The sequence below is a fragment of the Mycolicibacterium arseniciresistens genome, from assembly GCF_030519285.1.
Taxonomy (GTDB): domain Bacteria; phylum Actinomycetota; class Actinomycetes; order Mycobacteriales; family Mycobacteriaceae; genus Mycobacterium; species Mycobacterium arseniciresistens.
Genome location: NZ_JAUMSQ010000007.1, coordinates 24,017 through 42,375, shown reverse-complemented (window position 1 = coordinate 42,375; position 18,359 = coordinate 24,017). Strand labels below are relative to the sequence as shown.

At 68.5% G+C, this 18,359-nt stretch carries 16 protein-coding genes; 10 read left to right on the top strand and 6 right to left on the bottom strand.

From position 1 onward, the window contains the following. Nucleotides 1-129: 129 nt before the first annotated feature. Nucleotides 130-582 (top strand): DinB family protein, encoded by a 453-nt coding sequence (locus tag Q2100_RS02070; RefSeq protein WP_302912657.1) that lies wholly within the window; start codon nt 130-132, stop codon nt 580-582. Here the strand turns inward: Q2100_RS02070 and Q2100_RS02065 are convergent. From Q2100_RS02065 to Q2100_RS02050, 4 genes are all read right to left on the bottom strand, one after another. Next, nucleotides 579-1,292: a nitroreductase gene (locus tag Q2100_RS02065; protein WP_302912656.1), complete on the bottom strand. Its 714-nt coding sequence runs from the start codon at nt 1,290-1,292 to the stop codon at nt 579-581. The genes Q2100_RS02070 and Q2100_RS02065 overlap by 4 nt on opposite strands. Before the next feature lie 64 nt (nt 1,293-1,356). Next, nucleotides 1,357-1,956 (bottom strand): TetR/AcrR family transcriptional regulator, encoded by a 600-nt coding sequence (locus Q2100_RS02060; protein WP_302912655.1) that lies wholly within the window; start codon nt 1,954-1,956, stop codon nt 1,357-1,359. A gap of 95 nt (nt 1,957-2,051) precedes the next feature. Then, nucleotides 2,052-2,399 (bottom strand): hypothetical protein, encoded by a 348-nt coding sequence (locus Q2100_RS02055; RefSeq protein ID WP_302912654.1) that lies wholly within the window; start codon nt 2,397-2,399, stop codon nt 2,052-2,054. A 5-nt stretch (nt 2,400-2,404) separates the two neighbouring features. Continuing rightward, the gene (locus Q2100_RS02050; protein WP_407667561.1) at nt 2,405-3,685 is read right to left on the bottom strand and encodes a lipase family protein; all 1,281 of its coding nucleotides are present in this window, start codon (nt 3,683-3,685) and stop codon (nt 2,405-2,407) included. 160 nt (nt 3,686-3,845) lie between these two features. On the opposite strand from Q2100_RS02050, the gene Q2100_RS02045 reads away from it, so the two are divergent. From Q2100_RS02045 to Q2100_RS02025, 5 genes are read left to right on the top strand one after another with little or no spacing between them, the layout of a single operon-like run. Beyond that, nucleotides 3,846-4,424 (top strand): TetR/AcrR family transcriptional regulator, encoded by a 579-nt coding sequence (locus Q2100_RS02045; RefSeq protein ID WP_302912653.1) that lies wholly within the window; start codon nt 3,846-3,848, stop codon nt 4,422-4,424. A 42-nt stretch (nt 4,425-4,466) separates the two neighbouring features. Then, on the top strand, nt 4,467-5,102 hold the full coding sequence (locus tag Q2100_RS02040) for a TetR/AcrR family transcriptional regulator (protein WP_302912652.1): 636 nt from the start codon (nt 4,467-4,469) through the stop codon (nt 5,100-5,102). Further along, entirely contained in the window at nt 5,099-6,382 is a 1,284-nt protein-coding gene (locus Q2100_RS02035; RefSeq protein ID WP_302912651.1) for a glycosyltransferase, read from the top strand. The genes Q2100_RS02040 and Q2100_RS02035 overlap by 4 nt, the downstream gene beginning before the upstream one ends. Further along, the gene (locus Q2100_RS02030; RefSeq protein ID WP_264012589.1) at nt 6,372-6,620 is read left to right on the top strand and encodes a F0F1 ATP synthase subunit C; all 249 of its coding nucleotides are present in this window, start codon (nt 6,372-6,374) and stop codon (nt 6,618-6,620) included. The genes Q2100_RS02035 and Q2100_RS02030 overlap by 11 nt, the downstream gene beginning before the upstream one ends. 33 nt (nt 6,621-6,653) lie before the next feature. Beyond that, on the top strand, nt 6,654-6,845 hold the full coding sequence (locus tag Q2100_RS02025; protein ID WP_302912650.1) for a hypothetical protein: 192 nt from the start codon (nt 6,654-6,656) through the stop codon (nt 6,843-6,845). Nucleotides 6,846-6,857: 12 nt separating this feature from the next. On the opposite strand, the gene Q2100_RS02020 is transcribed toward Q2100_RS02025, so the two are convergent. Further along, on the bottom strand, nt 6,858-8,726 hold the full coding sequence (locus Q2100_RS02020; RefSeq protein WP_302912649.1) for an alpha/beta hydrolase: 1,869 nt from the start codon (nt 8,724-8,726) through the stop codon (nt 6,858-6,860). 127 nt (nt 8,727-8,853) lie between these two features. Continuing rightward, complete coding sequence (locus Q2100_RS02015) at nt 8,854-9,291, bottom strand: nitroreductase family deazaflavin-dependent oxidoreductase (protein WP_302912648.1); 438 nt, start codon at nt 9,289-9,291, stop codon at nt 8,854-8,856. Nucleotides 9,292-9,383: 92 nt separating this feature from the next. Between Q2100_RS02015 and Q2100_RS02010 the strand changes: the two genes are divergently transcribed. From Q2100_RS02010 to Q2100_RS01995, 4 genes are all read left to right on the top strand, one after another. Continuing rightward, on the top strand, nt 9,384-9,965 hold the full coding sequence (locus tag Q2100_RS02010) for a TetR/AcrR family transcriptional regulator (protein ID WP_302912647.1): 582 nt from the start codon (nt 9,384-9,386) through the stop codon (nt 9,963-9,965). Between the two features lie 171 nt (nt 9,966-10,136). Next, nucleotides 10,137-11,900 (top strand): NAD(P)/FAD-dependent oxidoreductase, encoded by a 1,764-nt coding sequence (locus Q2100_RS02005; protein WP_407667566.1) that lies wholly within the window; start codon nt 10,137-10,139, stop codon nt 11,898-11,900. Between the two features lie 62 nt (nt 11,901-11,962). Then, a complete protein-coding gene (locus tag Q2100_RS02000; RefSeq protein WP_328518101.1) occupies nt 11,963-17,503 on the top strand; it encodes a type I polyketide synthase in 5,541 nt (1,846 codons plus the stop codon). Continuing rightward, a complete protein-coding gene (locus Q2100_RS01995; RefSeq protein ID WP_302912644.1) occupies nt 17,500-18,348 on the top strand; it encodes an ABC transporter ATP-binding protein in 849 nt (282 codons plus the stop codon). The genes Q2100_RS02000 and Q2100_RS01995 overlap by 4 nt, the downstream gene beginning before the upstream one ends. The last annotated feature ends 11 nt before the right edge of the window (nt 18,349-18,359 follow it).

The window sequence follows — 18,359 nt, the reverse complement described above, 5'->3', positions numbered from 1 at the left end:
TTCCGCCTCTGAGCCGCCGACACACATCACCGCGACCTGTGGCGCAATTCAACTGCAAGGGATCGGAGCGAAAGAATCATACCCATCGACAGAATCACCAGCGGTGCCGAGCGAACGCTGATCGAGAACATGCTCGACCGCAACCGCCTTGCGCTCATCGCGACCGCGCAGGGTCTGTCCGACGCGGACGCCCGCCGGCGACTCGTGGCGTCGCTGACGACGCCGATCTCCCTGATCAAGCACGCCGCCGCCGCGGAACGGATCTGGTTCCAGCGATTCTGGGCGGAGCTGGACGCTTCCGAATGCGACGGATACTCGAACCGGGACGAGGGCACCTTCGCGGTGGTCGACGGCGAGTCGCTGGCCGACGTCATCGCCGAGTTCGAGCGCGCCAGTGCGCGATCACGTCAGATCGCCGCCCGCTTCGACCTCGACGACGTCAAGGACAGTCCCCGTGAGGGAACCGTCAGCATGCGATGGACGCTGCTCTCGATGATCGAAGAGTTCGCGCGGCATGCCGGTCACGGCGACATCCTCCGCGAGCAGATCGATCAGCCCGTGCTGCGGCAGCCCAACGCCTAGGAGTTCGCGCAGCCCCACTCCGGGACACCGTGCATGACGACGCTCTGTTCCACAGGGAGCCGGTGCATGCGGATCCTGTTCACGGCGGCGTCGGGGTCGGCAGTGCCGAAGGAGATACCGAAGAGCAGCTTGTAGTCGTCGGAGACGTCCAGCGCCTGGCGGACGACGTCGGCGTACATGCCGAGGATGGTCTGGGGAATGCCGTGAAATCCGCGTGCGGTCAACGACAGCAGGAAGTTCTGCGCATACATGCCGATGTCGCCTGCGGTACGGACACCGTCGCCGAGCATCGGCATGAACAGGAAGGCGACGTGAGGGGCGTCGTAGAAGCGGAGGTTCTCGCGCACCACCTCTCGTCTGCCCTCCACGTCGGTGCGGCCTACTCCCCGCGCCTGGTAGACGATCGCGGCGTGGTCGTGTGAGCGTTCCAGGTACACGCCCGTGCCGTAGTCGGCGGTGAAGTCGGGTGAGAAGCGCTCCTCCTCGAATGCCCGCACCAGTTCGGCGCTGAGCGCATCGCGTTTCGCGCCGGACACGACGTGCACGACCCACGGCTGGGTGTTGCTGTTGGACGGGGCTCGCTGCGCGTCTTCCAGTACTTCCCGGATGTCCGGCGGCGACATGGGCGTGGGAAGGAATTGCCGGGCGGAGCTGCGCGACCGCAGCAGGTCGATGAGCGGCGCGGCAGGAACGGCGGCGTCAGTGGTCATGTCAGTGGTCTCTCGAATCGTGGTGAAGCAGGGCTCATCGCCGGATGAGCCCGTGCGGGGATTGCTAGGTGTTGTCGCCGGTCTCGCGAAATCCGTGCTCGATGAGTCCGCGCAACCGGTCCAGTGACTCTTCGTCGACGGTGCCGGCGCCCATGGTCCAAGCCACGGAGACGGCCGCCAGGAACAGGTCGACGCCCTTGACGGACGTGCGGACCTGCCCTGCACGTTGCGCGGTCATCAGGTATTCGTCTGTCGTCGCGATGATCTCGTGACATGGGATGGTCAGCGGGTTCCCGGGCTCCTGTGCCCGGGCGGCAGCCATCAACGGTTCGGGTAACCCGCTGAATGCGCTGAAGTACGCCTCCATCGCCCGAAGCCAGTGCCGCAGGGCGGTGAGCGGGTCGTCGACCTCGGCGATGTCCGCGCGGCGCGCCTCGAGCTCCTGTCGGCGAGTCTGGAGTACCTCCGCCAGGAGCGCTTCCCTGCTGGGGAAGTGCCGGTACAGCGTGCCCGGTCCGACGCCGGCCTCCTTCGCCACCGCCTCGAGTGACGTGCCCACCCCGTAGGTCAGGAAGTGCCGCTGAGCGGCGTCGAGCAGTGCGGCGCGGTTGCGTTGCACGTCGGCGCGAGTCCGACGTCCCTGTTGTTGCGTGTCACTGCTCACGATCTTCTGCCTCCCGGAGGACCGGAAGCGGATGGTGCCTCCGTATACCCACGGTAAAACGGAGGCGGCATCCGGTCAAGTCGATGTCATGCGCATCACGACGACTCGGGTGTGTGCGGTCGCGCAGTGCGGTAGACGTCGCGCACCGTGAGGTATCGCATGCCCGGGACCGGCGGCCGGTCCTCGCCCATGTCGGCGGTCCGTTCGAGGAGTTCGGCCACCATCGGGCCGGCGTCGGGATAGGCGTCGCGCCAATTGCGCAGAGCCGCCGCGGTTCCCGCCGGTATCTCGGCACCGTGCAGGACCAGTGCCCGTGTCGCGATCTCGATGGCGGTGGCGAGATCGCCCGCTCCAAGGGCGACGTAACAGTCGAGGCGCTGGCGCGCCGTCAGACACTGCTCGGCGGCACCGGCGAGCGCCCACGCCAGGTCGACGTGATTCATTCGGCTCAGAAGCGGCCGCAGTTGGGCGTGGTGGCGCGGTCGGCGAATCTGTCGGCCACCCATTCCAGCGCACGGTGCGCGTCGACGACGATGGGGAACGCGTGGTTGACGATCAGCTTGTTGAACAGCGGTGGTTGCTCGTTGGTGAAGAACTCGGCGTCGGCGCCCAGCGCGCACCAGTCCCGGCCCAGTTGGGCAGCCGGGCCATAGGGCACCAGGGGGTCGTAGCGGTTGCTCACGATCAGTACCGGCGCGGCCGGCTTGTGGCGGCCGATGCGCTGCTGCTCGAACAGGCCCTTGAACGGTTCCCTGGTGGGCGCGACCGCCGTGTCGACGGTGAAGTAGCGCTGATTGTGGCGGAACATGAAGTTGGCCATCGTCTCCCCGAGGCACTGATTCTGGGTCTTGGCGATCAGGTCCTCGCCGTCAGGCGTCAGGGCGTGGTGGATGGCATCGGCGTAATCCGGGTAGGACGCGATCGCGGAATTGATGACGTACCCGAGTATTCCGGCGACGGCGCTGCCATCGAGGAACGGCAGCATCACCGACAGGTCGGCCGGTGGTGCGCCGGCGTAGGTGCCGACGATGGGAAGTTCGGGCGCGTAGACGGCGGCGAGTTCGGCCGCCGATGCGGTGGCCGCCCCGCCCTGTGAGTACCCGTAGAGCGCAATCGGTCCCGCCGCATCGAGACCGGAGTCGGGAAGGTTGCGGGCGGCACGCGCGGCGTCGAGGACGGCGTGCCCGGATGCGAGGCGATTGACGTACGTGTGTACGCCGGGGGTGCCGAGCCCTTCGTAGTCGGTGACCACCACCGCCCATCCGCGTTTGATGATGCGCTGGACGAGCAGCAGTTCGTATTCGAGGAAGGTGTCGAGAACCCGGTTCTGATAGAGGTATTCGTTGATCAGGCGAGAGGGTGCGCACTGGTCGCCCTGCCCGTGGGTGCCCACCGCGAAGGACACCAGGGGCCTGGGTCCCGGACCGCTCCACGGCAGCGTGGGGCGGATGTAGGTGCCGGTCACCGGTATGGCCGCGCCGCGAGCGTTGGTGCTGCGGTACATGATTCGGGTGGCCGTCGCCGGCAGGGCGGCGGGGAAGTCGACCGCGGCCGGGATGCGCGAGGGCTCGGTGCGCAGGATCTCCCCGGGTGGGCCCGGCGGCAGCGGATCCGGTGGCAGATAGAAGTCGCCGAGGTAGCCGTTGTCGGCGCGCGCCGACGGCGCGGCCGTGAGAAGGCCGCACACGGCGACCATGACGATGAAAAGGATCCCCCCGGATCGGTGCATTACTGGACGGTAACAACGCAGCAGCCCGCAGGGAAGACTTTTTCTCTATATTTCTAGAGAAAGCATCACAGGCGTTCCAGCCCGCTGCCTTCGGCCCTCGGTATCCTGGGGACCCATCAGTGCACGTCGGAAATACAACGCTCCCGAGCGGCGGCGGGAGTTGGCCGACGCTGCGATCGACCTCCTGGGGCGCGGCGGAGCGCGGGAGATCAGCCACGGCAAGGTGGACCGGCACGCGAACGTCCCGCCCGGCACCACCTCGTTCTACTTCCGCACCCGCAAGGCGCTGCTGCACGCGATCGCCGAGCGGGTCACCGAACTGGACATCATCGACCTCTCCCGCATGACGGAGCTGGCCGGCGACGCCGCGGCCGGCTATACCGGCACCATCGGACTGGCCAGGCTCGTGGTGGCCTCCAACGCGGAACCGTTCCTCACCCGCAGCCGTGCCCGGTACGAACTCGCGCTCCAGGCCAGCCGGGAGCCTGAACTCGCGGCGTACCTCTCACACTTCGCCTCGCAGATCACCGAGCTGACACGCCAAGTCATCCGGGAATGGCACGGCGCCGACGCGGAACCGGACGACGCCGCGCTCGACGAAGAGGTGTTGATGGTCTTGACCTGTATCAACGGCGTGATGATGAGCTTCGTTCACGGCGCTCCCGCCGTCACCGACGCCGAGCAACTCGACCGGTGGCTGCAGACGATCCTCAGCGGTGTGGGCCGCCTGAACAGATGACAGCGTTTGCAGGAATCTGACCGATCGGTCTAATATCTGACCATGCGGTCTAACACCGAGCCAACGTTCACCGAGCGTGCGCGGCGGGATCAGATCGTCGCCGCGGCGCTCGAGATCATCGCGGCGGGCGGCTACGGGCAGGCGTCCGTGGCCAAGATCGCCGACCACATCGGTATCGCAAAAAGTGCTGTGCTGTACCACTTCACAACGAAGTCCGACATCATCGAGGCAGCGGTGGCGACCGTGATGACGCAGGCCGCGTCCGCGATCGTCTCCGCGGTGCGCACCGAACACACCGCGACGGGCAAGCTCGCCGCGTACATCCGGGCGAATGCCGCCTTCATCGCCGCGAACCGCATCCCGGCGGTCGCGATGCTCGACATCGTCACCAGTTACCGGTCGAGTGACGGCCTGCGGTTCGACCAGGCTGCCGCGAAGCCGGCCGGCGACGATCCGCCCACCGGCGATCTGGCACTGCTCGATCCGGCGGCGATCTTCGCCGACGGAGTGGGCAGCGGTGAGTTCCGGCCGCTGTCAGTCACGTTCATGAAGAACGCGTTGCGCGCAGCGCTGGACGGAGCGGTGTGGGAGGCCGCGCGCGACCCGGACTACGACGTCATCGCCTACGGCGAGGAGCTCGTGACGATGTTCGAACTGGCAACGAGGGCGCAGAGATGACGCGAATCGTGATCGAGGCGTTCGGCACACGTGGTGACGTTGCGCCGCTCACCGGGCTCGGCGCCCGGTTGCGCGACGACCTCGGGGTCGACGTGGCGATCGCCGCGCAGCGACCCTATGAGGACATGATCGCCGGCGCGGGTCTGGAGTTCCGATGGCTGCCCAGGGACACCGAACACGCCACCCGGACATCCGGTTACGGGCAGGCGCTCGTCGACGGCGCACGCATGCGCCCGTCGAAGGAGACGCTGGCCGCGATGCGCGACGATCTCTCCGGCGTGGGGGAGGCGATGGCCGATGCCGGGGGCGACGCCGACCTGCTGCTCCTCGGCGGACCTGTCGGGTCCCTGCTCGGCTATCACGTCGCTGAGGCGCTGGACATTCCGAGCCTTGGCGTCTTCCTCCAGCCCGCCAGTGCGACAGCAGAATTCGCCCCTCCACCGTTGACAGCCCGATCCTTCGGGCGAGTGGGCAACCGGTTGGCGTGGCACATGGCCGGCATCGGCGAGAAGGTCTACACACCGCTGATCGACGACCTGCGGCGGACCCTCGGTGTACCGCGACGGCCGCGGCGTGCGTACCAGGCGCAACGCGCGGCACGATGGCCGATCCTCTACGGATTCAGCGCACACGTGGTGCCGCGGCCGCGGGACTGGCGACCGGGTCTGGACGTCACCGGCTATTGGTGGCCCGCGGACAGCCCGGGCTGGCGGCCGCCGGCCCAGCTGGTCGACTTCCTCGAGGCCGGGCCGCCTCCGGTTTACGTGGGGTTCGGCAGTACCGCGACCGCTCGCGGTGACGCACTGTCCCGGACGATCTCCCAGGCGCTGCGCAGCGCGGGGGTGCGCGGCGTGGTGCAGTCCGGGTGGGCGCGGCTGCACTGCGCCGGCGAGGACGTCCTCACCATCGAGGACGTCCCGCACGCCTGGCTGTTTCCTCGGATGGCCGCGGTCGTCCATCACGGTGGCGCGGGCACCACTGCTGCCGCCCTGCGGGCCGGAGTGCCGTCGGTACCGGTGGCCGGGATCGTCGACCAGCCGTTCTGGTCGCAACGGCTGCACCACCTCGGTGCCGCCACGCGGCCATTGCATCGAAATGCGCTCACCGCTGAGGATCTCGCCGCAGCGATCACCGCGGCGACGAGGTCGGCGACGTACCGCCAGAAGGCACAGCACGTTTCGCGGCTACTCGCCGATGAGGACGGCGCCGACGACGCCGTCGGGATCATCGCGGCACAGCTGGACGCTCGACCAACGCAGGAGGTGTGGGATGGCCACTGACGAACTCATGGGCAACGCACTGCTGGCCGGGGCGATCGTCCTTGCCGGGGGAGCGATCGGCGCCGGTGTCGGCGACGGCATGGCCGGTGCACAACTCATCGCCGGAGTCGCACGCCAACCCGAGGCACTGTCCCGGCTCTACACGCCGTTCTTCATCACCATCAGCCTCGTGGAGGCGACCTTCTTCATCAACGTCGCCTTCATGGCGCTGTTCGTCTTCGCCACGCCCGGCGGCTAGGTCGCGCAGAGTTCAGCGGGATACGGTGGCCGGGTGAGAAGCGTCTTGCTGGTGGCGGTCGGAATCCTGGTGACCCTGGCGGGTGTGTTGTTCACCCTGCAGGGGATCGGGTTGGTGGGCGGCAGCCCGATGAGCAACACGACGACGTGGTCGGTCGCCGGGCCGCTGATCGCAGCCGTGGGCATCGGCGTGACCTACGTGGGCTGGCGCCTCAGAAGACCGTGATGCCGTCGGCGCTCAGGCCGCGATCTGCAGGGGAATCCAGTACTGCCAGCCCCGCGGCACATCCGCCGAGGACGCGTCCCGCGGCTCGAAACGGTCGGTCAGCCGCGCGCCGGCAGGCAGCTCGCCGGAGTCGATCACCACGGCCGACGCCTCACCCTTCTCGGTCGGGATCCGGATCGTGCTGCCGACATCCCCGTAGATGCCGTGGCAGTCGTCGCCGAGGCAACGACCTGTCGTCGGGTCGACAGTGCCCTCGAACATGTCGTTGATCCACCCGGCCATCAGCCACTGCACGGCCGGCGGATTCTGCGGTTGCGGGATGCCGGCGACGAGATAGGCCGCCGCCTGTATCAGCGGGTTCCCGCCGAGCATCCCGTCCATGTGGACACCGCCGTCGATGACCACGCCGTTGAACTTCCCGGGCCGTGCCTCGGTGAGTTCGTCGTTCACCGAACTGAACGCGTTCAAGAGGTTGGTCGGCGCACCGATCTCGTACATCGGCACGTAGTCGGCGGGATCACCGCTGGACTCAAGGGTTTTCAGGCGGTCCATCGCCCGCGGCATGATCGGGTGGAACGGCACCGCGTCGAGCATCACCACGCCGGCCAGGTGATTGGCCTCGTCCTCGGCGTTCGCCGGGTCGTCGCGGCGGGTCACCAGACCCTCGGCGTAGTGACCGGCGACACCGGGCACGAAGCCGCCGCCGAGAGAATGACCGACGAGGACGAAGTCCTTGGGCACGGTCATGATCGGAGCGTCGGCCTTGAGCGTGGCCGTCGTCAGGCTCGCGTTCAGCGCTGCACGGTCGTCGTCGAGGAACAGCTGGGCGACGGCCTTGTGCATGTTGTCGCCGCCCAGCCACATGCCGTCGTCGGCGAAGGGGTTGGACGTCACTGTGGTCACGACGACGACGCTGTTGGTGCGCTGCGCCAGATAGGAAGCGGTGTGGCTGTACATCGGTCCGCTCGCGAGGATGCCGTGCTGGAGGTAGATGATCCGTTGCGGAGGTTTCGCCGGATCGGCCTCGGCGGGGAAGTACCAGTCGGCCGCGATCTCGTTTCCTGGCGAGACGACCAGGGTGGAGCTGCTGACCTTGACCGAGTCCCGCAACTCCTGCGGCACCTGGGGCGGGCCGTCGACGGCCTGCACCACGGCGCCGAGCAGGTTGAAGATGGCCGATCCGACGGCCCTGACCAGCGGCGGGTAATCGGGTTGGTCCGGCCCGAGGATGTCGCCGATGACCGGGATCTTGCGCGACGCGGCGGCCGGTGCGGTGTCTTCGGCGGCGATGGACGCGGGAGCCTGCAGCGTTGTCACGGCGTCGGTGCCCGGGCCGGTGTCGACGGTCTTGGCCGGTTGCTCGCGGTCCGGGATGCGCGGCGTCAGGCGCGCAGTGATCTCGCGGCGGATGTCGGAGAGTCCGGGGCGGGTGGCCGGCTCCTTCGTCGCGACGCTCGGTGCCGTCACAGACTCGATGCCGGGTTCGGTGCCGGCCCGCGCGTCGGGCTCGACGACGCCGCGGCGCTTCTTGTCGGTCCGGGCTGTTCGGGCGGTTACCTGATCGGCGGATACGGCTTCATCGGCACCCGGGTCGCGATCACCGCGAACTCTGTCGCGCACCGAAGCCTCGCCACGCCGAAGGTGGCCGACCCGGCGCGGCTCCTTTGCTGCGCCGGAATTTCGTTCACCGAGGGCGGGGCGTTTCCGGTGTTCGGCCGAGGCCGTCGTCTTCGATGGGGCGTCGCTGGTCGCCGATGTCGCGGTGTCCTTGGGATCCGATCCGCCTTCGTCGGCGCTCGCCACGCCCGCCCCGGCGAACATCGCCGCCGAGACGCCGGCTGTCAGCACGCCGGCCCCCACCCATGCCGAAACCTGCCTCATGAATCCCCCTCCGACCGAATGTGACCCGGGCGGGATGCTATGCGGGATGCGTGAAAAGCATTGCGGTTTCGCCAATTCAGTGCGATGCCCGGCAGGCCGTGGCCACGGCGGAGTGTCACCGATCCGTTCAGGGCCGCGGATCGAGGCGGAAGATCGGCATGGCGCCGACCAGAGCCTCGAACTCTTCGGGGGTGCCGTCGGTTATGAGGCCTCCCTTGCGGAGGAATCCGACCCAGCCCGGCACCAGCTCCGGCAGCTGCCGGAGCAGCGGTCGAGCCTCCTGCTCGGCGAGCTCGACAATCCGGACCTGCTCGGTTCGACGACCGCGCTGCAGCGTGGCCCGGCCCGCCGCACGTGCGTTGGCGATCCAGTCGGCTCCCGGGACGCCGGCGACGTACCGTTTCCCATCGACGGTCATCGGAGTCACCGGCGTCGAACGTGCCGCCCCCGATTTGCGCCCGGTCACCGTCAGCACCACCGGACCCTTGTCGCCGAAGTTCAATCCGAGTCGCGACAGGGCCACGATCGCCTTGTTGCCGGGCTTCATGTACCACGCCATCTTCATGTGTCTCTCCTGAGTGTTCGGTCGTGCGACGGCCCTACGGGAAGTTACACTCTGTAAGTTACAAAGTGTAGGTAGAGGGAGGAGCGCCGTCGATGACCGGCCGGCTGTCGAAGCGGGAGAGGCGGCGACAGCTGCTCGACACGGCACTGGCGATCGTGCGAGACCGCGGGACCGACGACCTGACGCTGCTGACCCTCGCGCAGGCAGCCGGGGTGAGCAGGCCCATCGTCTACCTGCACTTCGAGACCCGCCCCGGCCTCCTGCTCGCGCTCTACCGCGAGCTCGACGAACGACACCGAGCCGCGACGCAGCGGGCGCTGCAGGACGCCGGAGACAGTCCCGGTGAGATCGCACGGGTGATGAGCACCGCGTACTTCTCCTGCGCCACCGAGGCGCCGGAGTTCACCGTGATCTCCGCCGCGCTGAAGGGCGACCCGGAGATGGAGGCCTTGCAGCACGACATGCTCGACCGCTACGCGGACCTGATGGTCCGCGCACTGAATCCGCACTCGAGCCTTCCGCCGGCAGCCCTTCGCCTGCGCTGCGTGGGCATCCTGGGGGCAGCCGAGGCGATCGCCGCCGAGATGAACCGAGGGCGGACCTCGGTCGCCGCCGCGGTCGACGCGCTGACCGGCCTCATCGCCGCGGTCCTGCAGAGCCCGACGCAGACGTAGGAGGCCCGTCGGCCGGCAGTCCGGGGAGCCCCATCGTGCTGCCGCGCGAGGAACTGACGTCTTCGTGACGAAGCCGCTCACCAGGCTTTTCGGCCGAGAATTGCTGTGTAGCGTCGCTGACGGTGGGGTAACTCTTCTCCTCCGGCGGCGAAAGGAAGGTGACGCGTGGAGGTGCGAGCGCAGCTGTCGCGGCTGGACTCCGAGACACGGGCGGCACTGGCCCGCCGGATCCGGTCTCAGCTGTCCGATGACGGCGACACCGCCGCCGACCACGATCTCGTCATCGTCGGAGGCGGCGTCGCAGCGCTCACGCTGGCGCTGGAGATCCGCTCCGCGCGTCCCAGGACACGGATCCGGATCATCGAGCCGTCCGCGCATCCCGTCCCCGAGATCACCCACACCGTGGGCGAGTCGACCGTCGAGGTCTCCGCGCACTACCTGCGTGACCGGCTCGGTCTGGGCGACCACCTCAGCACCGCGCAGCTCCGCAAGATGGGGCTTCGGATGTTCTTCTCACACGACGGGAACACCGACATCGCGCGCCGGGTGGAGCTGGGCAGCTCCTCGTTCGTGCCGCAGGTGACCTACCAGATCGACCGCGGCAGGTTGGAGAACGAACTCGCCCGCCGCTGCCTGGCGGCCGGGGTCGACATCGCCCGCGGCCGGGTCCGCAACGTCGAGTTCGGCGCCGACGGCCGCCCGCACACGGTCACCTTCCAGGACGGCGACCAGACCGCCCGCACCACCGCCCGCTGGGTGGTCGACGCCTCGGGGCGGAACCGGACACTGCCGCGTCAGCTGGAACTGAAACGGGCCACCGAGCACCACTGCAACGCCGCCTGGTTCCGGGTCGCGGTCGAGCTCGACGTCGGCAAGTGGAGCGACGACCCGAGCTGGCAGTCGCGCCTGGTCGAGGGTGACCGGGCGATGTCCACGAACCACCTCATGGGCGAGGGCTACTGGGTCTGGCTCATCCGGCTCGCCTCCGGTGCCACCAGCGTCGGCATCGTCGCCGACCCCCGGTTCCACGCCTTCGACGACTTCAACACCCTCGCCAAGGCCAAGGCCTGGATCCGCGAACACGAACCGCAGTGCGCCGACGAACTGGCCAAGCACGACGACCTGATCAAGGACTTCAGGGTGATGAAGCACTACAGCCACGGCGCCACCAAGGTGTTCGACGGCCGGGAGCGCTGGGGCATCACCGGGGACGCGGCGATCTTCCTCGACCCGCTGTACTCGTCCGGACTGGATCTGGTCGCGATCGGCAACGGCCTCATCACCGACATGATCACCCGCGACCTCGACGGCGAGGACGTCGTCGCGAGGTCGGGGATCAGCGACTCCCTGTTCCGGTCACTCACCGACATGTGGCTCGCGGTGTACCAGGATCAGTACACGCTGATGGGCACGCCGACGGTGATGTCGGCGAAGATCATCTGGGATGTCGCCTTCTACTGGGGATTCGTCGGCCTGCTCTACCAGAACGGCCGGTTCGTCTCTGTCGCCGACGATCCCGCCGTGGTGCCTCACCTCGAAGGCCTGATCGCGCTCAGCAACCGGGTCCAACGGTTCTTCCGGGAATGGGCTGCCGTTGAGGGCGGCGGTTCGCCGGTGCAGTTCGTCGACCTGTACTCGCCGCTGAACTTCATGGTGGCACTGCACACGGCCATGATGGGCACCGCGCCGAACTTCGCCGAGCAGTTCGACGCCAACGGCCGGCTGCTCCGTCAGATGGCAGGCCAGCTCGTCGAGACCGTCCTCGCGGCCAAGTCCGGGGTGTTCACCGACGACGCCGCGGTCGCGCAGGTGCAGGCGTGGCAGCGCGACTCCCTGCTGCGGGAACTCCGCTCCGTCTACCGCCGCGAACAACAGGACAACCCGATCAGCACGGAGTGGATCCACACCGCCGTCCCCGAGCTCCGACCGAGTTGAGTCGCGGAAGTCTCGCGTCGGCGCGATCCACCGTGTTTCACGACGAGGCGTGGAGGGCACGCATGGAGATGCTCAGTCACCGAGGGACGCCGGCGCCGTTGGCGGTGGTCGGAATCGGGTGCCGCCTGCCCGGTGGCGCGGATTCCCCGAACGGCTACTGGAGCCTGCTGACCAGTGGCACCGACGCCACCGGTGATGTTCCCGAATCACGGTGGAACGCCGCACGTTTCCACGACCCGAATCCGGCGAAGGTCGGCAAGATGGTCACCCGGCGAGGGGGCTTCCTCGCCGACATCGACCAATTCGATCCTCAGTTCTTCGGGATCTCGCCGCGCGAGGCGCACTCGATCGACCCGCAGCAGCGGCTGATGCTGCAGACCGCGTGGGAGTCGCTCGAGGACGCGGGGATACCTCCCGACCGGCTGGCCGGAACCGACGTCGGGGTGTTCATCGGCGGCTTCACCCTCGACTACCAACTCCTGCAGAACCAGGGCCGCAGCAGTCGCTACCAGTTCAAGACCCATTCCGCCGCCGGGATGATGATGACGATGCTGGCGAACCGGATCTCGTTCGCCTTCGACTTCCGCGGCCCGAGCATGACGGTCGATACAGCGTGCTCGAGCTCGCTGGTGGCGGTGCACCTGGCGGCGCAGAGCATCTGGAACGGCGAGAGCGATATTGCCCTTGCCGGTGGCGTGAACATCATGATCGGCCCGAACACGGCGATCGCGGAGTCCAAGAGCGGATTCCTCAGCCCGGACGGCCGTTGCAAGGCGTTCGACGAGTCCGCCGACGGGTACGCGCGGGGAGAGGGCGGCGCGGTCGTCGTCATCAAGCCACTCGAGCAGGCGCTGCGCGACGGCGACGAGATCTACGCGCAGATCCTCGGGACGGCGGTGTCGCAGGACGGCCGCACCGACGGCATCACCGTGCCCCGCGCGGAGGCGCAGGCAGCCGCGATCGGGTCGGCGCTGCGGCGAGCGGGCGTCCACGCCGGCGAAGTCGGCTACGTGGAGGCACACGGCACCGGAACGCCCGTCGGTGACCCGGTGGAGATGCGGGCACTCGCCGCCGCGCTGACCTCGGGCCGGGCCCCGACCGACCCGCTGCTGATCGGGTCGGTCAAGACCAACATCGGCCACCTGGAGGCGGGTGCCGGGGTGGCCGGACTGATCAAGACGGCGTTGGTGCTCAAGCACGGCTACATCCCGGCCCATCTGCATCTGCAGAATCCGAGCAGCCAGGTCTCCCTCACGGAGCTCAGGCTCGACGTGCCACGAACGGGTCGCCCGTTCCCCAGCCGGGAACGACGCATCGCCGGGGTCAACTCGTTCGGTTTCGGCGGCACCAACGCCCACGTCGTGCTCGCCGAACCGCCCGCGCCCCTCGGTGCGCCTCCCTCGAAGCCCGTCGGTGACCTCCCGCTCACCCTGCTGCCGATCTCGGCGCGCAGCGAGGAGGCCCTGGTGGCGACGGCGCGCCAGTTGGCCGACCACCTGAGCGCTCACAGCGACATCACACTGCACGATCTCGGCTACACGCTGTCGCAACGACGCGCCCACCTCAACCATCGCCACACCCTGGTCGCGGCCGACGTCTCCGACGCTCGAGACCAGCTCCGGGCGCTCGCCGACGGCGGGCAGATCGCCTCGGGGCGAACAGCTTCGACGACGCCCAAGCTGGCGTTCGTCTGTACCGGGATGGGTCCGCAGTGGTGGCGGATGTGCCGCGACCTGCTCGACGTGCTGCCGGCCTTCGCCGACAGCATCGCCAGAACCGACCGCGAACTCGCCCGCTACGCCGGCTGGTCGCTGATCGAGGAGCTCCGCCGCGACGAAACCACCTCCCGCATGGGCGAAACCGAGTTCGCGCAACCCGCGAACTTCGCCGTCCAGGTCGCGCTCGCCGCGCAACTCGAGCAGCTCGGGATCACACCCGACGCGATCATCGGCCACAGTGCCGGTGAAGTGGCCGCCCACCACCTCTCGGGCCTGCTGAGCTTCGAGCAGGCCGTCGAGGTGATCTATCACCGCAGCAGACTCCAGCAGCGCACCAGCGGCCTCGGCCGGATGCTCGCCGTCGGTCTCGACGCCGAATCGTTGTTGACGGCACTCGATGACAGGACACGCGAGGAGTTCGGCCGCCGGGTGTCCGTGGCTGCGATCAACAGCCCGTCCGCGGTGACCATCGCCGGCGACGGCGACGTCCTCGACGACATCGCCCGCCGCCTCGACGAGAACGAGATCTTCAACCGGTTCCTCACCGGCAAGGTGCCGTATCACACCCATTACATGGAGGCGATCAGGGAGGACCTGTACGACGCCTTCGAGGGGATGTCCTCGGACCCGGCGACCGTCCCGCTGTACTCGACAGTCACCGGCGAACGCCTGGACAAGTACGACGCCGGCGCCGCCTACTGGTGGCAGAACACCCGCGCCACAGTGCTTTTCGAGCCCGCGATGCGTGCGATGATGGAAGACGGCTACACCCACTTCATCGAACTGGGCCCGCATCCCGTGCTCGCGGCGTCGATCTTCGAGATCGCCGGAAGCGAGAAAGCCGTGGTGCTGGCCACCCAGCGGCGCAACGACGACGACGTGCGCACGTTCATGGCCGGGGTCGGCGCGCTTCACGACCACGGTCACGACATCGACTGGGAGGCACTGCATCCGCGCACCGACGCACGGCTGCTGAAGCTGCCGTCCTACCCCTGGCAGTCCCGCCGGTTCTGGAACGAGACCCAGGAAGCGGCGGAGGCGCTGCACTACCACCCGGTCCACCCGCTGCTGGGGCAACCGGTGAGGGCCGTGCATCCGACCTGGGAAGTCGAGTTGAGTACGCGCCTCGTCCCGTTCCTCGCCGATCACCGGGTGCAGGGCAGCGTCGTCGTTCCCGCGGCGGTGTACATCGAGATGGCCACGGCGGCCGCGCGGGAGACCTACGGCACCGACCTCGGCGTCGACGACCTCGTGCTGCACCGGGCGCTCATCCTCGACGACACGTGCGACCCCATCCTGCGGACGACCCTCAACCAGGACACCGGCGGCCTGGAATTCGCCGCGTTCACCGCGACGGCCGACGGTGAACTCAAGTGGACGATCACCGCGACCGCGGAACTCAACACGCTCCCGAGGTCTCCGCGTTGCCGCGATCTCGGGACCGGCGGGCAGCCGGGCGGCACCATGAGCGGTGACGACTTCTACGCCCTGACCCGGGCGATCGGATTCGATTACGGCGATGCGTTCCGGTCGATCACGGGACTCACCGCCGGCGACGGCTGGGCGGTCGCCGACATCAGCATTCCGCCGGCTGTCGCCGGCGAAGTCGACGACTACCGGTTCCATCCCACGCTCGTCGACGCCGCCTTCCAAACACTCTTCGGCACACCGCTTCCCGGCCGCGACGCCGACGGCAGCACCTACCTGCCCAGCCGGATCCGGCACAGCGCCGTCTACGGCCCGGCCACGAGCGACATGACCGTGCACCTGCGCGTGGTGTCGGCGACCGCGGAGGAGATCGCGAGCGACATCACGATCTGCGACCACCGCGGCGAGTTGGTCGCCGTCTTCGACGGCTTCACGGTGGCATCGCTGAGCGCCTCGTCCCGCATGTCGCCCGAGCGCATCGACAAGGGCCTCTACGAACTGCAGTGGGAACCGCTGCCCGAGAGTCCCGAGCACCCCGACCCGGTCGAGCCCGCGTCCTGGCTGGTGTTCGTCGACGGCCTCGACGTCGGTGCCGGCATCGCCGACCGGCTGCGGCGCAACGGCCACCGCGTGCACACCGTCGCACACCGGAATGTCGAGACGCTCACCGAGATCGACGGCGGCTACGCGATCGACCCGCACAGCCCCGAGCAGCTGGCCCGGCTGTTCGACGTGCACCTCGAGCGCGAGGGCGGCCTCGGCGGCGTCGTCGACTGCTGGCCGGTGGACGTCGACGCCGACACCCCCGAGATGAGCCACCAGTTGGGGCTCCTCACGGTTCTGCGCCTGACGAAGGCCCTCGCCGCACACGACACCGTCACACCGCGGCTGTACCTGATCACCGCCAATGCTCAACCGGCGCTGGGAACCGAACCGCTGGCCGTCGACCAGGCCGCGGTCTGGGGGCTCGGCCGGGTCATCGGCCATCAGGAGTTCGTGGAACGCTGGGGCGGACTCGTCGACATCGACGCCGCCGACGACCTCGACGACACCGCGACACGGGTCTGCCGGCACATCCTCGACCCCGAATCCGAGGACCAGGTCGCGATCCGCGGCGAGGTCACGCTCGTCCCCCGACTGCGCGTCAGCACAACACTGACGAAACCGTTCCCCACCAAGCTCTCCCCGGACGCGACCTATGTCGTCACCGGCGGCACCGGAGCACTCGGCCGCACCGTCGCCACCTTCCTCGCCGAACGCGGCGCGCGACACATCGCACTGCTCAGCCGCAGCGGGCTCCCGCCGCGGGATCGCTGGCCCGACCTGACCCAGGGCGACCGGCACTTCGCCACCGTCGACGCCGTCACGGCGATCGAACGTCTCGGTGCGACGGTGAACATCGCCGGCGTCGACATCACCGACGCCGACGAGCTGACCGCCTGGCTGACCGACCTCGACCGCGAGGGCGGCCGACCGGTGCGCGGCGTCATCCACGCCGCGGGATCGGTGCACGACCAGCTCCTCGTCAACGTGAGCGAGGACGACTTCCTCAAGGTGCTGGCACCCAAGATCACCGGAACCCGGGCGCTGCACTCCGCTTTCGCCGAGCACGACCTCGACTTCTTCGTGATGTTCGGGTCCGCCGGATCGGTGGTCGCCTCGCCCGGTCAGGGCAACTACGCCGCCGCCAACGCCTTCCTCGACGCCTTCGCCCATCAGCGGCATGCCGACGGGCTGCCTGCGCTCACCATCGGGTGGGGCCCGTGGTCGGTGGGCATGGTCGAAGAGCTCAACCTCGAGAACGTCTACGCCATGCGGGGGATCGAACTGATCACGCCCTCGGCGGGCGCCCGGATCCTCGACCGCCTCATCAACCAGGCGACGCCGAACATCATCGCGATCAGCGCGGACTGGAGCCGGGCACGGCAACTCCTGGGCGGGCACCTGCCGAAGATGTTCGCCGACCTCGATGCCGCCATCGCCTCGTCCGGGCACACCGGATCGGACGGCTCGATACTCGACGTTCTCGCGAGCACGCCGGAGCCCGAGCGCCTCGGGGTGGTCGTCGGTCAGGTCGAGCGCCTCGTCGCCGCCGTGTTCGACTGCGCGGTCACCGATTTCGAGAACGACGACATGCTCGACGACATCGGCCTGGACTCGATGATGGCGATGGACTTCAGGGTCAGGATCAACACCACGTTCTCGATCGACCTCCCGGTGCTCGAGATCCTCAAGGGGGTGAGTGTCGATTCACTGGCCGATCGCGTGCTCGCCGAGCTGCGTTCGATCCACGGCGAGGCGCCCGCGGCGACCGCCGCGGGTGAAACACCCACGGCGATGACCGAAGTCCCGTCGGAGACGTCGACGGACGACGACGTCGACCGGCTGATCGACGAGCTGTCGGATGCCGAACTACGGGAACTGCTGGCCGAACTCGAGGGTGGCGCCGCCCCATGACGGCGGCGAACTCGACCGCGATACACGTCCGAGGGCTGTCCAAGGCCTACGGACGCACCAAGGCGGTGCGGGACCTGGATCTGGACGTCGGCTACGGCGAGGTCTTCGCCATCCTCGGCCCCAACGGCGCCGGGAAGTCCACGACCATCGAGATCATGGAAGGCAACCGAACCCGCGATTCGGGTGCCGTCCGCGTGCTCGGCGTGGACCCGGAAACCGCGGGCCGGAACTGGCGGGCCAGGATCGGCATCGTGCTGCAGGAGGTCAGCGACGCCGGGATGCTCACGGTGATCGAGACCGTCCGCATGTTCACGAGCTGTTACGGCACCGCGCGCGACCCCGAAGAGGTACTCGAACTCGTCGGCCTCGGCGCCGTCGCCGGTTCACGGGTGCGGGCGCTCTCCGGCGGGCAACGCCGCCGCCTCGACGTCGCCCTCGGCATCATCGGCAGGCCCGAGCTCCTGTTCCTGGACGAGCCGACGACCGGATTCGACCCGGAGGCGCGACGCCAATTCTGGCAACTCATCAAGCTTCTGGCGGCCGACGGCACCACCGTCCTGCTGACCACCCACTATCTCGAGGAGGCCGCCGCGCTCGCGGATCGTGTCGCGGTGATCGCGGGCGGCAGGGTGGTGGCCGTCGACTCGCCGGTGATGCTGACCGAGCACGTCAGCTCGGCGGCGACGGTCCGGTGGGTGGAGGGCGGCGAGCTCCGGGAAGAGACAACGGATTTCCCGACCGAACTGGTCCGGCGGCGCAGTGCCGACGGGGTGGAGCTGGCCCAGCTGACGATCACCCGGCCGACGCTCGAAGACGCCTACCTGCATCTGATCGGCCACGCGTGATGTCCCTCGAG

Coding starts and splice junctions, on each gene's coding strand:
- Q2100_RS02040 (WP_302912652.1), top strand. CDS start 4,467: ATGCGGTCTAACACCGAGCCAACGTTCACCGAGCGTGCGCGGCGGGAT.
- Q2100_RS02020 (WP_302912649.1), bottom strand. CDS start 8,726: ATGAGGCAGGTTTCGGCATGGGTGGGGGCCGGCGTGCTGACAGCCGGC.
- Q2100_RS02010 (WP_302912647.1), top strand. CDS start 9,384: ATGACCGGCCGGCTGTCGAAGCGGGAGAGGCGGCGACAGCTGCTCGAC.
- Q2100_RS02050 (WP_407667561.1), bottom strand. CDS start 3,685: ATGCACCGATCCGGGGGGATCCTTTTCATCGTCATGGTCGCCGTGTGC.
- Q2100_RS02070 (WP_302912657.1), top strand. CDS start 130: ATGCTCGACCGCAACCGCCTTGCGCTCATCGCGACCGCGCAGGGTCTG.
- Q2100_RS02065 (WP_302912656.1), bottom strand. CDS start 1,292: ATGACCACTGACGCCGCCGTTCCTGCCGCGCCGCTCATCGACCTGCTG.
- Q2100_RS02000 (WP_328518101.1), top strand. CDS start 11,963: ATGGAGATGCTCAGTCACCGAGGGACGCCGGCGCCGTTGGCGGTGGTC.
- Q2100_RS02055 (WP_302912654.1), bottom strand. CDS start 2,399: ATGAATCACGTCGACCTGGCGTGGGCGCTCGCCGGTGCCGCCGAGCAG.
- Q2100_RS02035 (WP_302912651.1), top strand. CDS start 5,099: ATGACGCGAATCGTGATCGAGGCGTTCGGCACACGTGGTGACGTTGCG.
- Q2100_RS02030 (WP_264012589.1), top strand. CDS start 6,372: ATGGCCACTGACGAACTCATGGGCAACGCACTGCTGGCCGGGGCGATC.
- Q2100_RS01995 (WP_302912644.1), top strand. CDS start 17,500: ATGACGGCGGCGAACTCGACCGCGATACACGTCCGAGGGCTGTCCAAG.
- Q2100_RS02015 (WP_302912648.1), bottom strand. CDS start 9,291: ATGAAGATGGCGTGGTACATGAAGCCCGGCAACAAGGCGATCGTGGCC.